Consider the following 20767-nt stretch of genomic DNA (forward strand, 5'->3'; position numbering starts at 1 on the left):
TATATGGACATTATAATCGTCTAATTCTGGACAGGCAATACCGTCAACTTTTGGTCATTTTGGGATGGCAATAACAAAAGATATGAAAATTGGAATTGATAACTTCTGTAATTTTTTTATTAAAGACAGAACACAAACTTTTTTTGCTATATAGCAAGTAATGCAGAGTGGCTGATTTCTCTCCATGTTTCACTTTAATCTCTCGGTTCGAAAATCCTCGGTCGGCTCCGTGCACTTGCTGAGTTTGCACTTCATACCTTTTACTAAACCAAAATAAAAAGCCCACTTTACGTGAGCTAAACGAAACTATGCCTTTCCAGCATCAATATTCTTTAATATGTAACCAACCAATAAACTATATGCAACAACGGTACAACCGACAAATAACATTGTCATATTCTCCGCAGACCTCCATGTTTGAAAATGAGAATCCTTTTCATCCAAAAATTATTGTATCACTAATGATTTTTCAACACAGTTTTTTCATTTTTCTAATAATGTGCTCATTATTTTTTTGGAATAAATCTTGTTTTTAATTGGAAGGCTTTTTCATAATTTGTGTTCTTCTCTAATGCTTTTTCCTCTGTCGGGATGCGCACGGACATTATAGCCAGATTTAATAAGCTAAATAAGATTGCGGTCATATATGCTTGAAAAAGCAAAGGGATAAAAAGAATTTCGACTGCTACCACAACATAGTTCGGATGCTTCAAATACTTATAAGGTCCTTTTAAAACAACATGCACATTTGGGAGTATAATAATTTTCGTATTCCAAAAGCTTCCTAAAGAATAGATCGCCCAATAGCGAATAATTTGTGTGAAAGCGATAATTGGAACAAGGATATACCATATACTTGTTACTTCCTTTTCAAAAATGGTTACTTCAAGAAATAACGAAATGAAGAATAGGATATGGAGAGCAATAATATATGGATAATGTTCGCTTCCATGTTCGATGCCTCCCTGCTTTAACATCCATTTTTCATTTCGTTTTGCAATAACCATTTCGACAACTCTTTGTAATAGTAGTAGTGAAAATAAAATGATAAACATCATGTTATACACTCTCCCACTGGACTAGCAGCAATTCAGAGCTAAAGCCTGGCCCCAGTGCTCCTATTAAACCATATTCACCTTCTCGTCCGAGCTCCTTCTCTAAATAGTCCTGGATAACATACATAACCGTTACAGATGACATATTACCATGGTGAATAAGGATATCTTTGGATATATGCAAGTGCTGGTCCGACATTCCAAGCCCTTCTTGATACGCTTCAAGAACCTTTTTCCCGCCTGGGTGTGCTGCAAAATGACTAATCCCATCCAAAGTTAAGTCATGTTCTTGTAAAAATGTGATGACTTGAGGCCGCAGCCATTTACGAATAATCGTTGGGATATCCCGGGAAAATACAACATAAAAACCATTATTTTTAATCTCCCACCCCATTACATCTTCTGAATCTTTCATAAAGGTGGATCTTGTACCTTGGATATGTGGAAGTGCCTTTAATTTAGAAGTAGACTTCCAGTTAAATGAGGCACCAGCAACACAAACACAGGCAACTCCATCTGCAAATAAGGATGTTCCAATTAAATTACTTTTTGTTAGGTCATCATGCTGAAACGTTAAACTGCATAGCTCAACTGAAACAACTAATACAAGTGATTCAGGAAAGGCTAGACAGTATTCAAAAGCACGTGAAAGGCCGGCAGCACCGCCTGCACAGCCTAATCCCCAAATTGGAATGCGCTTTGTTGTTTCTTTAAAAGACAATTGATTCATAATTTTTGCATCAATACTTGGTGTAGATATACCCGTACTACTAATAAAAATAATCGCATCAATTTCCTCATAATCAATTGATTGACATAATAGCCGTTCGTTATGTAAACAATTGTTGATTGCAGTGACACTTAGCTGAACAGCCTTCTCTATATATGTATCGTTTTTTTCTTCAAATGTATGGGTCTCTTTATACCAATCAAGCTTCTCTGCAAACTGCCTGGATTGGATCTCTCCATTTTTAAATACAGTTAATAATCGTTCAATATCTTTAAAGGAATCTTGAAACATTTCCTTTGCAAATTCGATTGTTGTATCTTGACTTAATTCATTTTCCGGAATTGCTTTGCCGACTGATAATAGATAAGCCAATTTACCATTCACCTCAACTTTATTAAGGATACTATTTCCAATTGGCTATAAATTTATCCATGAATGTGCTTCTAAGCAATAAAAAAAGCCTTTCCCATATGGGGAAAAGCTAGACGTTTTAAAGGAGTTGTTGTTGTGCACCTTCATTATAACGCAATTATTCCTTTTCATCATTAATAATTTTTGGTAATCGATGATTCCGTGTAAAAATAAGCCATATAGATTTCATCATGGAACTTCCCATTTAATTTTATTTGCTCCTTTTGAATACCTTCTTCAATAAAACCATTCTTTCATATAGCTTCTGTGCTAAACCATTTGAAGCAAATATTAAACATAATCATTCAATCATTTATGAGGACATTAGTGAAGTTGTTCCTCAGAGGAGTTCCAATCAGAAAATTGACCTGTGCCATTACATCCCGGACAATCAAAAATACTGTCATATGTTGGTGTGTGTATACTAGTTAAGGTCATGATAAAGCCTTTCCCCGTACAATCAGGACACTTACCTAAAGCTTTCATATCAGCATATATTCGTTGGTTCCTTTTTTCATTCCATTGCGAAAATGATCTAATAAGATTCAAAAACATCACCTCTTTTTCTTAATATGTATCAAGTGAGGAAATTTTAAACAATTACTCCTAAAGAATGGTAATAGCAAATTAATGAATAAATGACATTTTTGCTATTAAAATTTATAATAGTTTTAATTAAAAATTTGATTTATCCATGTTTTTTCATTTCTTGACCTTAATTTTTTCATTATTTTTATGTAAAATAATAATAGTTTCATATACTCGGAATATAAGAAAAGGAGCTTATTAATGGCTGAGTTAGCATTTAAAGAATATAGTTTCAAAAAAGGCAGTAAAACGACCGTATATTTATATCAAAGCAGCATTGAAATCATTCATCATGGATTTTTAGGAAAATTTAATAAAGTCAAGCTCATTCAATATAAAAATATCACTGAGGTGACGTTAAAGAATCCTGGCTTTGCATCAAATGGAAGCATTTTATTAGATTGCGGAAATAATAAAAATAAAAATGAAAAACATGAAAATACAATTGAATTTGCAAAAGTTGAAAAAGAGCTTGCAATTGAGTTAAAGGAAATGATTGAAACGAAAATTGAAGAAATTAAAGGACAACGAGCGGATTCAGCAATTGACAATTTTGATAAGCTGAAAAAATTAAAAGAGCTTGCAGATCTTGACATTTTATCTGAGGAAGAATATCAAGAACAAAAGGAAAGAATTTTAGAAAGCTAAACATAAGAAAAGGGTCAACTTCCCAAAACAAAATGTTTTTGGAACTGACCCTTTGTCTTTCTTGCTATATAAAATGCGATGATCTGTAGACATTACAGCAACAACTTACTAAATTCTTTGATCGCTTCTTCTTCATCTTCTCCCTTTGTCATGATTGTAACATCTGTTTCATGTCTCAGTGTTGCCAAAAGCCCCATTAAGCTTTTTGCATCTACTTTAAAATTTTTTCCGACAATATGAATATCAGATTCAAATTTATTTGCCGTTTCAGCTATTTTAATCAATTTTTCGACAGTTAAAAATTGTGTAATTTTCATATCCTTGACTCTCATTTTTGTTTTCTCCTATAGTAAGAATAATAAATTCTATCTTATTATATACATATGCTATGACAAACATTTTGTTTCTTTTTAAAGAACTCATAAGAAGATGAGTGGTCCAACTACAACTTTTTAATGAACAAATATGGATGTATATAGAAAAAAGTTATACGAAAAAATGAAGAAATACAAGGAAAAAATAACGTCTTTTAAGAAATTGATAAAAACGCTGCCTTAAAACCAAGAAAGTAGGCAACGTTTTTACATTTTTAACCATACTATTTAAGATGCTTGCTTTTGAACAATAGAGCGATTGTTGTTCCCTTTCCTTTTTGCAATTGGAATAACATTGAAGATAATATTTAATAAAATTGCCGTTACACTCCCTGCAACAATTCCGCTATTTGTTAATATTTTTACTGATTCAGGTAAACCTGCAAATATATCAGGTACAACTGTCACTCCAAGTCCGAGGCCGACAGAGCATGCAACAATTAATAGATTTTCCTGTGAAGAAAAGTCTACTTGACTAAGCATTTTCACACCGTAAGCAACAACCATACCAAACATAGCAATCATCGCTCCGCCTAATACGGATGATGGAATCACTGTTGCAAGTGCCGCAATTTTTGGTACCAAGCCTAGACCCATCAGCATAAGGGCAGCTGTATAAATGACTCGGTTTGTTTTAATACCGGACATTTGAATAAGACCAACATTTTGCGAAAATGTTGTATAAGGAAAAGCGTTAAATATTGCGCCAAGCATATATGCTAAACCTTCGGCACGATATCCTCTTGCTAAATCCTTATCATTTAATTTTTTGTTACAAATATCTGCTAAAGCAAAATAGACTCCTGTTGATTCTACCATACTTACAATCGCCACGATCGTCATCGTTAAGATTGGTGCTAGTTCAAAGCTTGGTGTACCAAAATAGAAAGGCTTGCCGATATTAAACCAAGATGCTTCATATACAGGCTGGAGATTTACCTTCCCCATGAAACCCGCGATCACGGTCCCTGCAATAATCCCAATCAATATTGAAATAGCTCGGACAAACCCGGTAAAAAATCGATTAATTAGTATAATTAAAAAAAGGACACTAAATGCTAATATGAGATTTTCTTTTGATCCAAAATCAGGACTGCCTTCACCGCCTGCCATATTATTCATCGCAACAGGAATCAAGGTGATCCCGATAATTGTGACAACAGATCCTGTGACAACAGGAGGAAAGAATTTTACTAATTTTCCAAAGATAGAAGAAATAAGAATGACGATCAATCCTGATATAAGCACAGCACCATAAATCGAAGACACACCATATTCATTGCCGATTGCAATCATTGGTCCAACTGCGGTGAACGTACATCCTAACACGATTGGTAACCCGATTCCAAAAAAGCGATTTTTCCATACTTGTAAAAACGTTGCAACTCCACACATAAAAATATCAATCGCAACTAAATAAGTTAATTGTGCACCAGTTAAACCAATTCCACTGCCAACAATCAAAGGAACAACAACAGCCCCTGCATACATAGCTAATACATGCTGTATTCCTAATGATAAATTCTTTAATGATCCCTTCACGCTTTAACCACCTCAAGCTCTTCGACAAAGGTTACCTTGCCTTCTTTTAACGAATGAATTCTCGCTAAGGATTCTAACTTGTAGCCTGATTCCTTTAAATACTCTGCACCCTTTTGGAACGATTTTTCAATCACGATCCCAATCCCAGCTACATAGGCACCAGATTTTTCAACAATCTCGATTAGTCCTTTTGCAGCCTCACCATTAGCTAAAAAGTCATCTATAATTAAAACCTTGTCTGTTTCATTTAGAAATTGCGAGGATACAGCAATCGTATTTTCTTCTTGTTTAGTGAATGAATAAACAGATGATACGAGCAATTGATCTGTTAGGGTTAACGATTTTCTTTTCCTTGCAAAAATCACCTTCACACCAAGCTCAAGACCGGTCATTACCGCTGGAGCAATACCAGATGATTCAATGGTCACAATTTTTGTAATCCCTGCATCTTTAAAACGATTGGCAAATTCTAAGCCTATTTCTTTCATAAGTGCTGGATCAATTTGATGATTTAAGAATGAGTCAACCTTCAGCACACCATCAGAAAGAACGATGCCTTCATCCTCTATTTTTTTTCTAAGCAGCTTCATTTATCTTCCCCCTCATGAATGAACATATTGTAGCAAATAAAAAGCGGCATTGCTTCCTATATAAGTGAAGCAATGCCGCAATAAACATCAAAATGGAAAAAACATTTTTTCATTTGCTACATATAAACTCCACCCATAGTCGAGTAATTTACGGTTACTCGGTAGAAACTTGTGGGCCATATTCCCACGATTATATGAGTGCTTATCCAATTAAGAAAAATTATATCAGTAAATGGGTTTTTTGCAAATGTTTTTTATAAAAAACACGAACTTTATCTATTGAACACATTAAGAATATTCGCAAAATTAAAAAGAAGCAATTTTCACCGCTTCTTTTTTTGTATATATCTATCTTTAGAGACGATAAATGGCTCGATACTTTTCTTCAAGATAATCAACCAAATATTGGGCATTCAGGCCTTCACCGGTAACATCCTTAATGATTTCTAAAGGTTGTTTTGTTTTTCCATATTGGTGAATCTTCTCTGTTAACCATGTTTTAATTTTTATAAATTGGCCTGTTTCTACTAGTTGATCAAAATCCGGTATATCTTCAAGCATGGCATGTTTAATTTGTGCAGCATACATATATCCTAATGCATAAGATGGAAAATAACCAAAGCTTCCTCCAGCCCAATGTACATCCTGAAGTACACCTACACCATCATTCGGAGGGGTAATTCCTAAATACTCTTGATACTTTTCATTCCAAATCGTTGGAAGCTGCTCTACCGTAATTTCATCATTAAAGAGCGCTTTTTCTATTTCATAACGAATCATGACATGCAGCGAATATGTTAATTCATCTGCCTCAATTCTAATAAGAGAAGGCTTTGACTCATTAATCGCCTCATAAAATTCTTCAAGGCTGACACCTTCAAATTGTCCTGAAGAATATTCCTTCAATCGCTGATAATATCGCTGCCAAAAGCCTTTATTTCTGCCAATAAAATTTTCATAAAACAAAGATTGGGACTCGTGGATCCCCATTGAAGTACCACTACATAAAAACGTTCCTTCCAGCTTTTCTGATATGTTTTGTTCATAAATGGCATGCCCGCATTCATGAATGGTTCCGAAAATAGCTGTTCTAAAATCACCTTCATCATACTTCGTTGTGACCCTGACATCATTTCGGTTGAGAGTAATTTCAAATGGATGAACAGTTTCATCAAGACGTCCAGCCTCAAAATCATAGCCTATTTCTTTCAATAGAAATTCACTCAACTCTTTTTGGTTACCTTTTGGAAAATGCTTATATAAAAAATCAGTATTTGGCTTAAAGCTTGATTGTGAAATTTCTTTAACAAGTGGGACAATTTTTTCACGTACTTGTGCAAAAACTTTATCTAATAGATCGACAGTTACCCCTGGCTCATATTCATTCAATAATGTATTGTATTTATTACCTTTATAACCCCAATATGTAATCAGTTTTTTATTATAATCAACAAGCTTTTGTAAATAAGGGGCAAATAGGCTATAATCCGATTTTGCCTTGGCATCCTCCCAGACCGCTTCCGCTTTAGAGCAAAGAATCACATATTCTTGGTATTCTTTTGGAGGAATCACCTTATTTTTCTTATATTCCTTTTTCATCAGCTCAACAGCCTTTTGCGTAATTGGATTCAGCGTTGCAAAAACGTCTTGCTTTGATAATGCTGTTAAGTAATCATTCATTTGCTCTGATACAAGCATTTGAAATGCTTCTGTAGAGAGCATGCCGATAACCTCTGAACGCTGTTCAATTCCTTTTTTAGGTGCGCCAGTGCGCATATCCCAATACATCACATTAATTGCCTCTTCATAAGCTTGCATCTTTTTTAGATACTTAATGAAATCCTGTTCAATTTTACTCATTCTCTACACTCCCCTACTCACTTCATCCAACTTAAAGCACGACATAGCTGGTATTCTATTAAAGCGTAAATAGCAGAAGATAAATTGTCAATCAATGATATCCAGTTTTTATCATTAATTGACAATCTTAAAGCATATGTCAGCTTATTGCATAATTGGTTCAACAGGTAAGACCGCAATTATATTATCCGCAATGGAACGATCATTTTCATGAAGGAAAATGGTGATCGATCCTTTATCTTCATTAGTCCTGATTAATCTTCCTATCCCTTGTCTTAATCTCAATAGCATATATGGGAGCTCTACTTCATTAAACGGATCTTGCTTGTCTGACTTTTTCGCTTCAAATACCGGATCATCTGGCGGATATGGGAGCGACCACATAATAACATTTGATAATGATGGACCTGGAATATCAAGCCCTTCCCATAAGTGAACAGCACAAAGCACCGATTCCTCCTTTTGCTGAAACTCCTTTACAATTGAACTAATTTCTTGATCACCTTCAAATAAAATTGGAAACTCCATGCTCTCAGTTGCAATCATTTCTTTAAAAAACTTTAGATCTTGCTGGGAAGAAAATAAAACAAGACCTCTTCCGCCGGATCGTTCTAATTCTTTAAGTGTAGTTTGGAATTTTCTTTGTTGATGATCTTCCACCATAAGTTTTACTTCCATTTGCTCCTCATAGTCAAAAGGAGATTCTACTGAGAGTGATAGATAATCACTGATTCCTAAGCTATTTGCAATAAAATCAAAAGACTTATGATCTGAAAGTGTCGCAGAGGAGAAAATAAATGGTATTTTTTTAGAGAAAACTTTTTCGCGTAAAACTTCTTCTACTTTTCGCGGCATTATAACAAGGCTATAATCATTATCCTTTTCTTCTACCCAGCTGACAGCATTATTTTTTTGATTAAATAGTGACAAAGAATATTCCATTTGGTCAATATACTCTTCAACAATTTTTAATTCATACTCATCTATTGTAAAGAGCTCCCCCTCAAAAACAAGCGCTTCACTAATTTCAGCTAACTTTTGTTGTAATTTTTTAGCTGTTGATTGAAGCTGATCCTTTTGATTAATTTTCAAGCGATTGGATCCTTCAATAACCGTTGTACATGCTTGCAAATCATCAAAAAATGCATCATTGATGGCCAGTCCGTCCTCAACCAAAAAGGCAAGCTCTTCGCGAATCTCATTTTGCAGCAGCCTTTCTAAAAAGATCTGCAATGAACTTTGTTTCACACGATATGTTAACGCCTTTTGTGCTGCATACTCTAATAAATGACCTTCATCAAATACAACACTGCTATATTCGGGAAGAAGCGGCATTTGTCCTTCACGCTTTCTCGATTCATAGGTCCATACATGTTCCATAAAATAATCATGTGAACAAACAATAAGATCAGATGCTCTTCGATAATGATCACGTGACAGCGTTAAACCGCAGCGATGGCGTTGTTCACAAGTAAAGCAATCCTGAAACGAGTCCCATCCAATCTTGTCCCATTCTTCATCAGATAGATGGCTGAATTCCTTCCGGTCACCATAAGGAGAAAATTGTTGCATACCAGCCTTTTCATGGACAAAATCCGGGAGAGATTGATAAACATCTAGATATTTCTCACTTCCGGTTTTTTGAATCACATCATCCAGCTTGTTTAGACATAGATATTGGCTGTGGGTTTTACTTAGCCGTACATCCATTTGTAAATGTAATGATGCGGATAGCTTGGCAATGTCGCCTTCTTGCTTTACTAGCTGTTCAATTAAAGTTTCATCCGCACATGCGATGATAGCTGGTTTTCCTGTATATCTCGCATAGGCTAATGCATAAAGCAAATAAACAATTGTTTTTCCTGTGCCTACCCCTGCTTCAGCAAAGATAACCTTTTTTTCTTGAAAGGCTCTTTCAAGTTGAAAGGCCATGAAAATTTGTTCATCTCTTAACTCAAAGCCCTTTTCAGGAAGGAGATCGTAAAAAACATCTCCGATCCAATTATTTAAGGCTTGATAAAAACTCTCATCCTTTGAAATGGAAAAAGGCAAACGCGACGTTACCATGTACGCTCCTCCAATATACTTGAAATCCTATTTATTCACAAAACATTATTATCTTATTTCAAAATGGAGTTGTCAACTTTTATGCAGAAACGGTTCACTAAAGAAAGAGGAGTTAAAAATGGTTTAAAGGAGCCAGCGGGGAATGCTACTCCTTTTTTCCAGAATTAATTATCGAATAACGTTTCGATAATTAACTGATGATCAATAGATGTCGCGTGTGCCAAGGCTTTCATCATATCTTCTCTCGCAGTGCCGAGCTGAAGAACAGCAGGAGAATTTAAACCAGTTTGTTCCTCTAATGATTTTTTAGTCGAATAAAGCGCCTTTGAAATTAGCTGGAATTGCTGATCTTCATACATACCTTTTACCACCCTTCTTTTCTTTAAAAAATCAACCGAAAAAGGAAACAGATAATAAATACATCTAATAATTCATCATATGTTCTGATGCTTACAATTTATTCCTTCTATATCGTTGTTTTTTAAGATAATCAGACTGGTTTTATAATGAACAGAAAACGGTAATTTTATTCTAAGTGCATTCATTTCTAATGAAAGCTTTTTAAACTTGTCTACTGATTTCCAATCCAGACTCTAGCTATAAATCATAAAAAAAGCGCAAGCGCCTTGATCAGCCTAGGGCAAATAAGACGCTCGTGAATAGAAGGCGTTCTTTGCCTTCAATTCATGAGTGGCTAGGCGCTGGAGCTAGACACAAAAACTAGGTTAAAATTTTATCTTTCTTACCTTTTTAAAAAAAGAAAAACGAAGAGATATTTACTCTTCGCCTTCCACCTTTTTATATCCTAGTTGAAAAAGTTCTTCTGTTACCACATCAGGTGTAACAATATAGTATGTATTTCCCTCGTCATTTGTAATAATGACCTCAGTTGGGCTTGCATCGACACGAGCTGCATCTAAAGAAAAATACTTTGGGCCAAGCTGGTCAAGTATTGAAGACATACGATACCTCCTTTACCGTTCATTATAACAGGTTTAGCTTGGTGTACATACCCATTAAAAAAAACAGACGGACGATTCTATTTATTCTGAATCTGTCTTTTTTCTAAGCGGACGAACAGTGGACCAATATTGATAAAAATCTGTTTTAATAAAACCATTAAATAACTTTCGCTTTTTCGTTGCTGGTTTTCCGTAAAAATCTTCAAAGCCTTCATGTGATGTAAGCATATAAATGCTCCAAGTGTCTAAAGGTGCAAACGCATGTCCCATTTCCCGATACATTTGCTCAACAGCTTTTTTCTCGCCAAGACGCTCACCATATGGCGGGTTCCCAACAATAACACCAAATTCCTTTGTAGTTGTAAAATCCTTTACTTGCATTTGTTTAAAGGTAATTAGCTCACGCAGACCTGCTTCATCAGCATTTGCTTCAGCAATTCGAACCATTCGATGATCAATATCAGATGCTTGAATATCAAGGGGTTGATCATAATTCGCCTTGTCTTCAACCTCCTGACGGGCAAGATTCCACTTATCCTCCCCGATCCAATGCCAATCCTCTGAAACAAATTCGCGATTAAAGCCAGGTGCGATATTTTGTCCGATAAGTGCCGCCTCAATTGGAATCGTACCAGAACCGCAAAACGGATCAACGAATGGTCTGTCAGGTGTCCAATTTGTTAGTAACACTAATGCAGCAGCAAGTGTTTCTTTTATAGGTGCTCCACCCTGGTCTACACGGAAACCACGCTTATGAAGGCCTGCTCCGCTTGCATCAATTGTTATAGTTGCTACGTCTTTTAAAAGTGCAATTTCAATACGGTAAAGCGGGCCATCATCCGTCAGCCAACCTGTAGTTTTATAATGAGATTTTAGTTTTTCTACTACAGCTTTTTTAACAATCGCCTGGCAATCCGGAACACTTGCTAAGGTGGATTTTACTGATTTTCCTATCACAGGGAATTGAGCATTCACTGGTAAAAATTCTCCCCAATTCAAAGCCTTTGTCCCCTCAAAAAGCTCATCAAATGTTTTCGCCTTAAATTCTCCTACCTTAATCTTGATCCGGTCTGCTGTTCGTAGCCAAAGATTCGCCCGGCAAATAGCTAATTCATCTGCTTCAAAGGTTATCTTTCCATTTTCAACTTTACATTCATAACCTAAATCCTTTACTTCTTTCCCGACAATTGCCTCCAGCCCCATTGCAGAAGTTGCAATCAGTGATAATTTCTTCATTTTTCCACCCTACCTTGGCTTCTTTTTCAACAACAATTATTTCTAACATTATCATTGTCTAATTTATCATAAAAAACATAATCATATGTAAACGAAAAGGGGCTGAATAAATCAGCCCCCTAATAGCTTTTGTTTTCATACTGATTAATAACGTTCGATAAGCCATGTTTTGTTCCATCGTACTACAAACGGCATTGCCTCGTACTCAGGTGGTAATCATCTATCTACAAAAGCATGATGCTCCTGTCCTTCTCTTCGTTCATTTCCTTCAAGAAGGTGCCCCTACCATTATTTGGGTTTCTCGCTCGTGGGGTTTACCCCGTTCCACTCTTACAATTTCTTGTAAGACTTCGTCACTGTGGCACTTTCAAGGTAGTCAAGCCATATCCATAGGACTTAGGCTTTTTCCCTGCCGTCAGCTCAGAGAAGTTCCAAGCTGCCCTAGCTTATGAATTCGCTAGGCACGATCACTACGGGCATCTCAGCACCGTGCGAGCATGGACTTTCCTCTACAATCCTAAAGACTGCAGCGATTACCTGAACGTTATTAATGAAACAGCAACAACTATTATACATAATTTTGCTGTATAAAACAAGTGCAAAATTCACGATGTTAAAGCGAATCACATCACAGAAGGTTTTCGTATTCCGCCTGTTAAATGGAATCAATCATAAAGCTTGCTGCCAAAAACATGCTTTTCTAAGTTCGATAACCGCTTCAAAATATCAAAATTTGTTGTGTTTGATTGCACAGGAGGCTGTTTTTTATATGTATCATCTAATTGTTTTTTTAACCTGAGATTTTCCTGTTGAAGGTCCTCAATTTCCTGATGGAAGGTTTCATAGTCTTTAATGATTAGATCTAGAAACTTATCAACTTCCTCTTGTTTATAGCCTCTAACACCCGTTTTAAATTCTCTTTCTAGAATTTCTTTAGCCGTTAATTTTATTTTATCTGAAAGCATATCTTTCACCTCTTATAGCGAAGTCATCAACCTATATTTTTTCAGAAAACTTGGTAATTGTCAATTTCAATTAATATGCATATTTCTTAATCATTTTACACCAATTACCAATTACCAATTATCAACATTTTTCATCATTTCTTCTTCTACAATCATTTGCAAGTCATAAAATGTGATCAGTCCAATAAAAAATTTAGTCGACTCTTCTTTTTTTCTTGCTGTCTCCAATAAATATTTGGGGGAACCTTGCTTTTCTTCATCATAAACGAGTAATAGCCCTTCACTTTTCCTAATAAGAAACTCATTTTTTAGTTTAAGCTGTGTCGGACTGTCATACTCTCTTTTTGTAATGCTATCTACTAGTTCAGCCTGTGACAAAATAAATTCATAGTATTCTCGATTTGCTTCACTCCAGCCGCTTTCTTGATTGAGAAAAGGAGTAAGAACCGCAAGCTTTACGTCAGGGTATTCTAACTGTAAATCTAATACCACTTCTGCAGCCCATAACTCAACACCTAGTTGTCCACTAATAATCACCCATTCAAGCCCTTCTTCAAAAAGTCCAATTAACGATTTTTCAATCGCTTTTTTTATATATTGAACTGCTTGATCATCATTTTTAAAGATTCCTAATTCAAACGATTTATATCCAGAAATCGTTAATACTTTCACAAATTATCACCTTATTAAGACTTAGACCTTCATCTATTATGCTTATATAAAAGATTGAAGGAGCTGTATCATCAGCTCCTAACAATCTGCCATTTATCGACCAAACGGACCAGGACCGAAGCCAGGACCAAAACCTGGGCGTGGACGAGGACCCCCGAAACCAAAACCTGGAGTCGGACCATATACATTAAAGTGTTGGTGTGTTGCTACGTTCTCAACAGATTGAGTTTGCGGGAAATAATGTTGATGTTTATAAAAATCATGGTTTACAATAGTTGTATGTTGTGGGTGGATATGTGGTACGATTGTTTCAGAAAAATTGTTTTGCACACAGCATTTAGTTGGGTGTACAATTGGTGCTAATACTTTAGGTCTGCAATGCATTTTCCATTCTCCTTTCACTCATTTGTCTTACACTTCTAGCCTATGATGAAAGGAGTATACATGTACTAATGCAAGTACCTATTTTTATAGAAACGCATAGAAGCTATCTTTAAAGTTTGTAAAAATAAAAATCGTTAAAACGACAACAATGAAAAACAAGTATAAAATGCTTTTGTACATGTAATCTTCTCCCTTTAGTAGTCTGTACAGTCCCTTATTTTACATCGTTCAACAGAAATCTACAATCGTTTATTTTCGATTAGAAATAAATTCATCAATTCGTCATCTTTTTGACGAAATCACTCACTTTTTGCGCTTCCCCGGGCAATATTTTCGGAATATTTCCTCTTCAATCTCATCTTTCTCTTTTGAAGTTCATCCAATTCTGAAGTAAGTGATGGTTGCTCTTGAATAAGTTTTTTTATTGTCTTTTCAGCATGCTCACTATAGTAGAGAGCTTTCTCGATATTTTTTTCTTTGTGCTCATAATATTTAGCCAACTCTATAGATGCTTTTTTTACAATTCCCTGATTAATTGATGTTGAAACAATATCTAACCACTTTTCCTTTGCCTTCTCCCAATCTTGTTGTCTTTTATAATGTAAGGCAAGATTAAAGGTCGCTTCATCCCTATGATCTTCCCCTTTGTAAGCCAGTGATTGGAAAGCAGAAAACGCAGAGGTTTTATCACCAACATAATCTAACCACTTTGCAATTTCATAGTGTTCTACTGAACTAGCTGCTTGCTCTGTGTTTAGAAGCTTAATAGATAAATGGGTATATAATGTTATGAGGGATAAAACATCTATCTCATTATGCTTAAGTACCCCCATTATGATGTCCGGGTGCTGCTCTTTTACAAATTGGAAATACAGCATGGGAGCTAGAAAGCCTGGTATATCATTTTCCCTAATGATTTGTAGAATCTTTTCTTCTACATTAGCTAGTCTTACTGAATCAAGTTCATTTTTCCAAAGCCTTCTTGCTGCATGAAACAGGTCAAAATGACCAAAAGCAGGCAGACTTGGAACAGACTCACGTATTAACGTATGTCTTGTTTTCACCTGGGGCCAATCAAACGCCTTACCATTGTAAGTGACAAGTGTCTTGCTATTGATACCTGTAAGAAAGCTTTGGTATAAAGCAACTTCATTACCCGGTTTAGGTAATAAATGCTGCTTAATTACAACACGATCAGCCATAACCTGTGCCTGACCCAACAGAAAGATCGTGTTTCCTGCTCCCCCGCCGAGACCTGTTGTTTCTGTATCAAAGAAAAACAAATCACTCGCCTGGTGGCCTTTACATGACAACGGATGTGCAGATTCACTTTCATTCCACATGGATACGATGTTGTGAAACTCTCCAAGCTGATAAAGTCCATGCCGATAATCTAAAGGATAGGTCACTTCCCTTATTAAACAAGATTGGCCATCATAGGTAAATATCTCAGTTTGGTGCTCTTTCCATCGTTCAGCAACAGGATTAGCTTCTTCCTGTTTTGTATCTGGGGAATCTTCGTTTCTAATAACATGCTTTTTCATGCGATTTAACTTATTTTTTAACGACATTTTCCTCATCCTTTAATATCGTAAGAAGCTTGTGTGTATCTTGTTTGATTGAATGTGAAATGCTATCAGTTCCAATACATGAAGGACAGCCATCATGACATGGACATGTTTCAAGTAGGTGGATCGCTTCTGAAAGAACTGCATTCATTGTTTCATAAAGCTTCTTAGCCAAACCGACCCCGCCTGGATAGCGGTCATACAAAAAAATAGTTGGTTTATCATTGTGAATGGCTTTTATTTGTGCTACTACGTGAAGATCAGACGGATCGCACATCACCTTTAATGGGGCAACATGCTGAAGAACATGTGCTGCAGCTATTAATGATTCTTCTAGTCGCTTCTCAGATATACCTTCTTTCACTTCTGAATGTAAGCTCAACCATGCAGCATTTGTATGAAGCTCTTCCTCAGGAAGGTGAATCGGACCTGAACCAATATTTTCATGTGTATCAAACTTGATCTTCTTAAAAATTGTTGCCATCGCCTGTACAGTAACATCTCCAAACCCAAGCTCTACTTTTTCTTTTGACTGAAGTAAATCTTCTTCCAGGACTTTAAGCTGAACAGCTAAGTTTGCATCTGTAAAATAATCCACATCTACTTCCCTTACAAAGGCTTTTTTCTCTTCCCAATCAAGCTTTTCAACCTGAAATTGAACACCCTGATGTAAATAGATTGCTTCATCATGTAACAATGTCATCGCACTAAAACGGTCCATTTCACCGATCACCTTGACATTTGCGATATCAGATTGATCAATAATAATAACATTTTCCTGGGAGGCAGATCGCAGGCTGATGTTATGTGCAGGAAAGGAATCATTCATCCAGTGATAGGTGTTTTCATTATAGTATAACACCCGTTCCTCTGCTAAAAATTGTAAAATATCATCCAATTCTAGTCCGTCAAAGGTATCGCCATCTTTAAAAGGAAGCTCAAAGGCTGCACATTTCAAGTGATCAACAAGAACAACGAGATTATCTGGATTAATAATGGCTGTTTCAGGGTTTTGCTCAAAGAAATAGCTTGGATTTTGAATAATATATTGATCCAGCGGACTTGAGCTTGCCACCATAATGATGACAGCCTCGCCTTGCCTTCTTCCAGCCCTTCCCGCCTGCTGCCATGCACTAGCAATAGTTCCAGGATAACCGGTCATAATACATACCTGCAATTGTCCGATATCAACGCCAAGCTCAAGTGCATTTGTGCTCACGACACCTAGCACTTCCCCATTTCTAAGCCCCTTTTCAATCTCTCTTCTTTGTTTTGGCAAATATCCTCCACGATAACCGCGAATCGTTTTTTGCTTAATTTCATTTTTAAATAGCTCTTGTAGGTAAGTTAAAATAATTTCAACCCGTACACGACTCCGTGCAAACACAATCGTCTGGATCTTATTTTTTAGAAAATGGCCGGCAAGTTTTCTTACCTCTAACGTAGCACTTTTCCTAATATTTAATGGTTTATTGACAATTGGGGGATTATAGAAAATAAAATGCTTTTTACTTGATGGTGCCCCGCTTTTTGAAATTAACTGCATTGAAGCACCAGTTAATGTCTCTGCCAATTCTTTAGGGTTCGCAATCGTGGCTGATGTACAAATGAATTGCGGATTACTTCCATAAAATCGGCAAATTCGTTTTAGCCTTCTTATGACATTCGCAACATGACTGCCAAATATTCCCCGATATGTATGAAGTTCATCAATTACGATATATTTAATATTTTCAAAAAGCGATACCCATTTTGTGTGATGGGGTAAAATAGCAGAATGTAGCATATCAGGATTTGTAATTACAATATGCCCTGCTTTTCGTACCTTTTGACGAATGGCAGGCGAAGTATCTCCATCATATGTATAAGAATTTACCTCAACGCCCATTTCTTGAATGATTTCATTCAGTTCTGATTTTTGATCCTGTGCCAGCGCTTTTGTCGGAAACAGATATAATGCCCGACTTGTTTCATCCTTTAAAATTTCCTGTAAAACCGGCAAATTATAACATAACGTTTTACCCGATGCTGTCGGCGTAACTGCAACAACATTTAAGCCGTTTAAGGTATATTGATAGGCCTCTTGTTGATGTGTGTATAATTCTAAAATGCCTCTTTTCTCTAAAGCATTTTTCAGCCGAATATCTAAACCCTCAGGCAAGTGCACGGTTTCTGCCGCCTTAGGAGGAATTGTATGCCAATGAACAATTTGTTCGCTGAATTCTCTCTCATTCTTTAAATTTTGCAGGAGAGCTGATAATGATTTCCGAAAATCCATGTTTTCACCTCAAAACACTTTCCACAACTGTGGTCTAATACATTCATTTTATCGAATAAACGTTCGTAAATAAATAAAAAGCAGAAAAATTTTCTGCTTTTTTAAAGAAACGAGAATTTATTTAACTTTAACATCAAGGATATTTGATGTACCTTTTGAAACATTACCAGTTGAAGCTTTTGTTAAATTTTCGATAATATCAGAATTTGTAATTATGATTGGGGTGATCGTACTTGCTGCCTTTTCTCTGATTAATTCTAAATCAGCGGTAATTAACGGATCTCCCACCTTTACTTTCTGGCCTTCTTTTACATGAACTTCAAAGCCTTCTCCATTCATACTAACTGTTTCAAGTCCGATATGTATAAGCAGCTCCATCCCTGTTTGTGAACGAAGACCGATTGCATGCTTTGTGTGGAAAACTTGGATAACTTGTCCTTCAATCGGTGCAACAACAATACCTTCTGTTGGTTCAATCGCCATTCCTTCACCCATTAATTTCTGAGAAAAAACAGGATCTGGTACCTCTTCAATATTAATTAATTTTCCGGTTAATGGTGCAAATATCGTTTCTTTTGTTTGTTTTTCTTTTTTTCCAAATAATGATTTTAACATAATCATGCTCCTTTTCTTTAATAAATTCTTTAACAGCATGTACCTCTTATTTACATAAACCATTTTTTCAGGTTCTTCATATAATATTCTGAAAAACCGTGTAAGGAGGGGCACAATGAGCAAAAAAGATGATTTGGTTCCTAAAAACAATGAACAACCAAACAATCAGCTTGATTTCTTCCAAATTGTCGAGCAATTTTTTCGATCTGAACCAATTAAGCAATTTATGAATGAATTCGATACATTATTAACTGATTCATTTCCCTTTCACCATATCAATATAAACACCTATGAAACAGACGAAGCCTATGTAGTTGATTTACAAATACCGCCTGTAAAAAAAGAACAGGTAAATCTTGAACTTTTTGATCAATATTTAACTATAACGATCACAAACCGTGAAGAAATCAACGAATTTAACGAAAATTCATCTACATTTAGATCTTATACTTCTCAAGGAAGCATATCAAGGACAATCCTGCTGCCATACCCAGTTAAAGAAAATGAAATTAAAACATCCTTTAAAGAGGGTTCCTTAAAAGTTTCCATTCCAAAGAAGTCCAAAAAGATTTTAATTGATGATGAATTCTAAAAAAATAATATATCATAACAATTGATATATGAAAAGTGGCTGTCTCAAAAGGATTTGGCTCCTCCAACAAACACAAATATATATGATTATTGATCCTATATATTTTGTTCGAGGAGTCTGACCTTTTGTTTGAGACAGCCACTTAACTATTTTTATGGGATTTTCTTCCATACTTTGGGTTTTCTTCTGGTGTCGGATCTTTGACTAAATCCTTTGCTGATAATGTTGCTTTGTTGTTTTGATTTTTCCGTCGTTCCATCTTGCCCATATTATCACCTCTTCTTTATCATTTCTCCGCTAAAGAAATCTATTACCGAAAAAAAATCCAAATTTTGTCGCGAGAAAAATAATTCATGCATCAAACAATAAACATGGAGGTGAAATTTTATGGACTATCCAAAAACTAACTTACCTGATTTTAAAGAATTAAATGACCGAATAATTGCTGAACCGTCGCCTTCCCCATCTCTTGCTATTAAAACAAATCTTGACAGTGATGATATTACAAAAGAAAATCCTTATTCAACAGACAGCCGTTCTTCATCCGAATTTAAAAACTTTTTTAAGGAATGATTTCTATGGATTATACTTTAGGTTATCTCAGAGAATCGATATCAAATTATGACGAAAGCTCTGTAGCCAAGAGAATTAGCGAAAAGTTAGAAAAGGGAAATTTCAAAACAGAGAGAGATTTTGTCTTGACACTTAATGAAGATGAAATCCAATTTTTAAATGATGTGTTACCAGATGAAATTAAATATGCGTTTAACGAGCAAGACTTTATTAGAGGCAATCAATTAAATGAGGTTTATGAGTTATTACTTTAAAGACTACCTAGGAGTTGGAGATCATGAATCGAAACAGTAATCACTATATCAATATTAAGTTCCAGACAGGTGCCATTGAAAAATATAGAAAAGAGCGGAAGTGAGTCCTTCTCATTTTGCTCTTTTCTTTGTAATCAACTTTATGATTTAAACATTGAAGTAACGCCTTTGAATAGTCCGCCCACCTGATTTACGGCACTCATCATTTGCCCTGCAGTATCCATCATTTTATTAATATCTAATTGACCATCAGATTTTTTAAATTGAGATATGACGGTTTGAAATCCTGAAGGCTGCTTTATATAAGGTGCTGGCTTAGGATATGGAGTTGGATATGGCGAATTCATAAACTGTCCATTTATTGTATTTGTATGATTCCCCCCATACATTGGTGGAAAAGGATTTTGATATGATTGCGGGTATTGTTGAAAATAATGTTGTTGATACGGATCATGAAATTGTTGTTGAAGCATGGCTGTGTTCATATGTTGATTACTTTGAAAATCAGCTGCTTGTTGCTCAAAAAAAGCCGGAAATGGTTGAAAATAACCTGATTGTCTTTTTTGAAACCTTCTTCCTTGATAAGGATAATACTGATACATGTAACTTCCTCCTCCGCATATCGAATCATAGTTGTTATTACTATATGAAGAAAATGCCCAGAAGGTGAAGCAAAAAACCCATACATGATTATTGGGATATTTGCTCATATTAGAAGGGAAACACAAGGTAGTGTCAAAAGTTCTATGAAAAAACAACGTTTTAGTTTTAATTAACACCGAAGTGAACTTGTTGACCGCCGC

Annotated in this window: 24 protein-coding genes, 1 other RNA gene and 1 riboswitch; of the genes, 4 read left to right on the forward strand and 21 right to left on the reverse strand. The window is 35.6% G+C overall.

What is annotated here, in order from left to right; all coding sequences use genetic code 11:
- Positions 1-506: 506 nt before the first annotated feature.
- The 3 genes from Q1B07_RS22715 to Q1B07_RS22725 form a co-directional block, all read right to left on the reverse strand.
- Positions 507-1058, reverse strand: a complete 552-nt coding sequence (locus Q1B07_RS22715) for an isoprenylcysteine carboxylmethyltransferase family protein (protein WP_299094300.1) — start codon at positions 1056-1058, stop codon at positions 507-509.
- Between the two features lies 1 nt (position 1059).
- Complete coding sequence (locus Q1B07_RS22720; protein ID WP_299094302.1) at positions 1060-2157, reverse strand: 3-oxoacyl-[acyl-carrier-protein] synthase III C-terminal domain-containing protein; 1098 nt, start codon at positions 2155-2157, stop codon at positions 1060-1062.
- Positions 2158-2520: 363 nt separating this feature from the next.
- A complete protein-coding gene (locus Q1B07_RS22725; protein WP_299094304.1) occupies positions 2521-2745 on the reverse strand; it encodes a methionine aminopeptidase in 225 nt (74 codons plus the stop codon).
- A gap of 240 nt (positions 2746-2985) precedes the next feature.
- Here Q1B07_RS22725 and Q1B07_RS22730 point away from each other — a divergent pair, with 240 nt between their 5' ends.
- Positions 2986-3432, forward strand: a complete 447-nt coding sequence (locus Q1B07_RS22730; RefSeq protein ID WP_299094306.1) for an SHOCT domain-containing protein — start codon at positions 2986-2988, stop codon at positions 3430-3432.
- Positions 3433-3524: 92 nt separating this feature from the next.
- Here the strand turns inward: Q1B07_RS22730 and Q1B07_RS22735 are convergent, their stop codons facing one another.
- From Q1B07_RS22735 to Q1B07_RS22810, 16 genes are all read right to left on the reverse strand, one after another.
- Complete coding sequence (locus Q1B07_RS22735; RefSeq protein ID WP_299094307.1) at positions 3525-3764, reverse strand: HPr family phosphocarrier protein; 240 nt, start codon at positions 3762-3764, stop codon at positions 3525-3527.
- 270 nt (positions 3765-4034) lie between these two features.
- Positions 4035-5348: a nucleobase:cation symporter-2 family protein gene (locus Q1B07_RS22740; RefSeq protein WP_299094308.1), complete on the reverse strand. Its 1314-nt coding sequence runs from the start codon at positions 5346-5348 to the stop codon at positions 4035-4037.
- Positions 5345-5938 carry a xanthine phosphoribosyltransferase gene (locus tag Q1B07_RS22745; protein WP_299094310.1) on the reverse strand — a complete coding sequence of 198 codons (594 nt, stop codon included), beginning with the start codon at positions 5936-5938 and terminating at the stop codon, positions 5345-5347. Before Q1B07_RS22745 ends, Q1B07_RS22740 begins: the two co-directional genes overlap by 4 nt.
- Positions 5939-6054: 116 nt before the next feature.
- Positions 6055-6156, reverse strand: a riboswitch (purine riboswitch).
- A gap of 136 nt (positions 6157-6292) precedes the next feature.
- Complete coding sequence (locus Q1B07_RS22750) at positions 6293-7798, reverse strand: carboxypeptidase M32 (protein WP_299094312.1); 1506 nt, start codon at positions 7796-7798, stop codon at positions 6293-6295.
- 144 nt (positions 7799-7942) lie between these two features.
- Positions 7943-9865 carry an ATP-dependent DNA helicase gene (locus Q1B07_RS22755; RefSeq protein ID WP_299094313.1) on the reverse strand — a complete coding sequence of 641 codons (1923 nt, stop codon included), beginning with the start codon at positions 9863-9865 and terminating at the stop codon, positions 7943-7945.
- A 164-nt stretch (positions 9866-10029) separates the two neighbouring features.
- Positions 10030-10224: a hypothetical protein gene (locus Q1B07_RS22760; RefSeq protein WP_299094315.1), complete on the reverse strand. Its 195-nt coding sequence runs from the start codon at positions 10222-10224 to the stop codon at positions 10030-10032.
- Between the two features lie 417 nt (positions 10225-10641).
- Positions 10642-10827, reverse strand: a complete 186-nt coding sequence (locus tag Q1B07_RS22765) for a hypothetical protein (protein WP_299094316.1) — start codon at positions 10825-10827, stop codon at positions 10642-10644.
- 81 nt (positions 10828-10908) lie between these two features.
- A complete protein-coding gene (locus Q1B07_RS22770) occupies positions 10909-12063 on the reverse strand; it encodes a class I SAM-dependent RNA methyltransferase (protein WP_299094317.1) in 1155 nt (384 codons plus the stop codon).
- A gap of 153 nt (positions 12064-12216) precedes the next feature.
- Positions 12217-12608: RNase P RNA component class B (gene rnpB / locus Q1B07_RS22775), an RNA gene on the reverse strand.
- A 120-nt stretch (positions 12609-12728) separates the two neighbouring features.
- Complete coding sequence (gene gpsB / locus Q1B07_RS22780) at positions 12729-13028, reverse strand: cell division regulator GpsB (protein ID WP_299094319.1); 300 nt, start codon at positions 13026-13028, stop codon at positions 12729-12731.
- A 111-nt stretch (positions 13029-13139) separates the two neighbouring features.
- On the reverse strand, positions 13140-13700 hold the full coding sequence (locus tag Q1B07_RS22785; RefSeq protein WP_299094320.1) for a DUF1273 domain-containing protein: 561 nt from the start codon (positions 13698-13700) through the stop codon (positions 13140-13142).
- 93 nt (positions 13701-13793) lie between these two features.
- Positions 13794-14084, reverse strand: coding sequence for a CotD family spore coat protein (locus Q1B07_RS22790; RefSeq protein ID WP_299094322.1), 291 nt, complete (start codon positions 14082-14084; stop codon positions 13794-13796).
- 84 nt (positions 14085-14168) lie between these two features.
- Entirely contained in the window at positions 14169-14264 is a 96-nt protein-coding gene (locus Q1B07_RS22795; RefSeq protein ID WP_299094324.1) for a hypothetical protein, read from the reverse strand.
- Between the two features lie 119 nt (positions 14265-14383).
- Positions 14384-15655, reverse strand: coding sequence for a ribonuclease H-like domain-containing protein (locus tag Q1B07_RS22800; protein WP_299094325.1), 1272 nt, complete (start codon positions 15653-15655; stop codon positions 14384-14386).
- Positions 15639-17930: a DEAD/DEAH box helicase gene (locus Q1B07_RS22805; protein WP_299094327.1), complete on the reverse strand. Its 2292-nt coding sequence runs from the start codon at positions 17928-17930 to the stop codon at positions 15639-15641. Before Q1B07_RS22805 ends, Q1B07_RS22800 begins: the two co-directional genes overlap by 17 nt.
- Positions 17931-18047: 117 nt before the next feature.
- Positions 18048-18545, reverse strand: coding sequence for a PTS glucose transporter subunit IIA (locus Q1B07_RS22810; protein ID WP_299094329.1), 498 nt, complete (start codon positions 18543-18545; stop codon positions 18048-18050).
- Between the two features lie 115 nt (positions 18546-18660).
- Here Q1B07_RS22810 and Q1B07_RS22815 point away from each other — a divergent pair, with 115 nt between their 5' ends.
- A complete protein-coding gene (locus Q1B07_RS22815; RefSeq protein ID WP_299094330.1) occupies positions 18661-19137 on the forward strand; it encodes an Hsp20/alpha crystallin family protein in 477 nt (158 codons plus the stop codon).
- Positions 19138-19279: 142 nt separating this feature from the next.
- On the opposite strand, the gene Q1B07_RS22820 is transcribed toward Q1B07_RS22815, so the two are convergent.
- Complete coding sequence (locus Q1B07_RS22820; protein WP_299094332.1) at positions 19280-19405, reverse strand: hypothetical protein; 126 nt, start codon at positions 19403-19405, stop codon at positions 19280-19282.
- A 119-nt stretch (positions 19406-19524) separates the two neighbouring features.
- Here Q1B07_RS22820 and Q1B07_RS22825 point away from each other — a divergent pair, with 119 nt between their 5' ends.
- Together Q1B07_RS22825 and Q1B07_RS22830 are read left to right on the forward strand one after the other, a co-directional pair.
- Positions 19525-19710, forward strand: coding sequence for a hypothetical protein (locus tag Q1B07_RS22825; RefSeq protein WP_299094333.1), 186 nt, complete (start codon positions 19525-19527; stop codon positions 19708-19710).
- A gap of 5 nt (positions 19711-19715) precedes the next feature.
- A complete protein-coding gene (locus tag Q1B07_RS22830; RefSeq protein ID WP_299094335.1) occupies positions 19716-19964 on the forward strand; it encodes a sporulation protein in 249 nt (82 codons plus the stop codon).
- Positions 19965-20104: 140 nt separating this feature from the next.
- On the opposite strand, the gene Q1B07_RS22835 is transcribed toward Q1B07_RS22830, so the two are convergent.
- Positions 20105-20566: a YppG family protein gene (locus Q1B07_RS22835; protein ID WP_299094336.1), complete on the reverse strand. Its 462-nt coding sequence runs from the start codon at positions 20564-20566 to the stop codon at positions 20105-20107.
- Positions 20567-20767: the final 201 nt, after the last annotated feature.

Source organism: uncultured Metabacillus sp. (assembly GCF_947503125.1).
GTDB lineage: Bacteria > Bacillota > Bacilli > Bacillales > Bacillaceae > Metabacillus.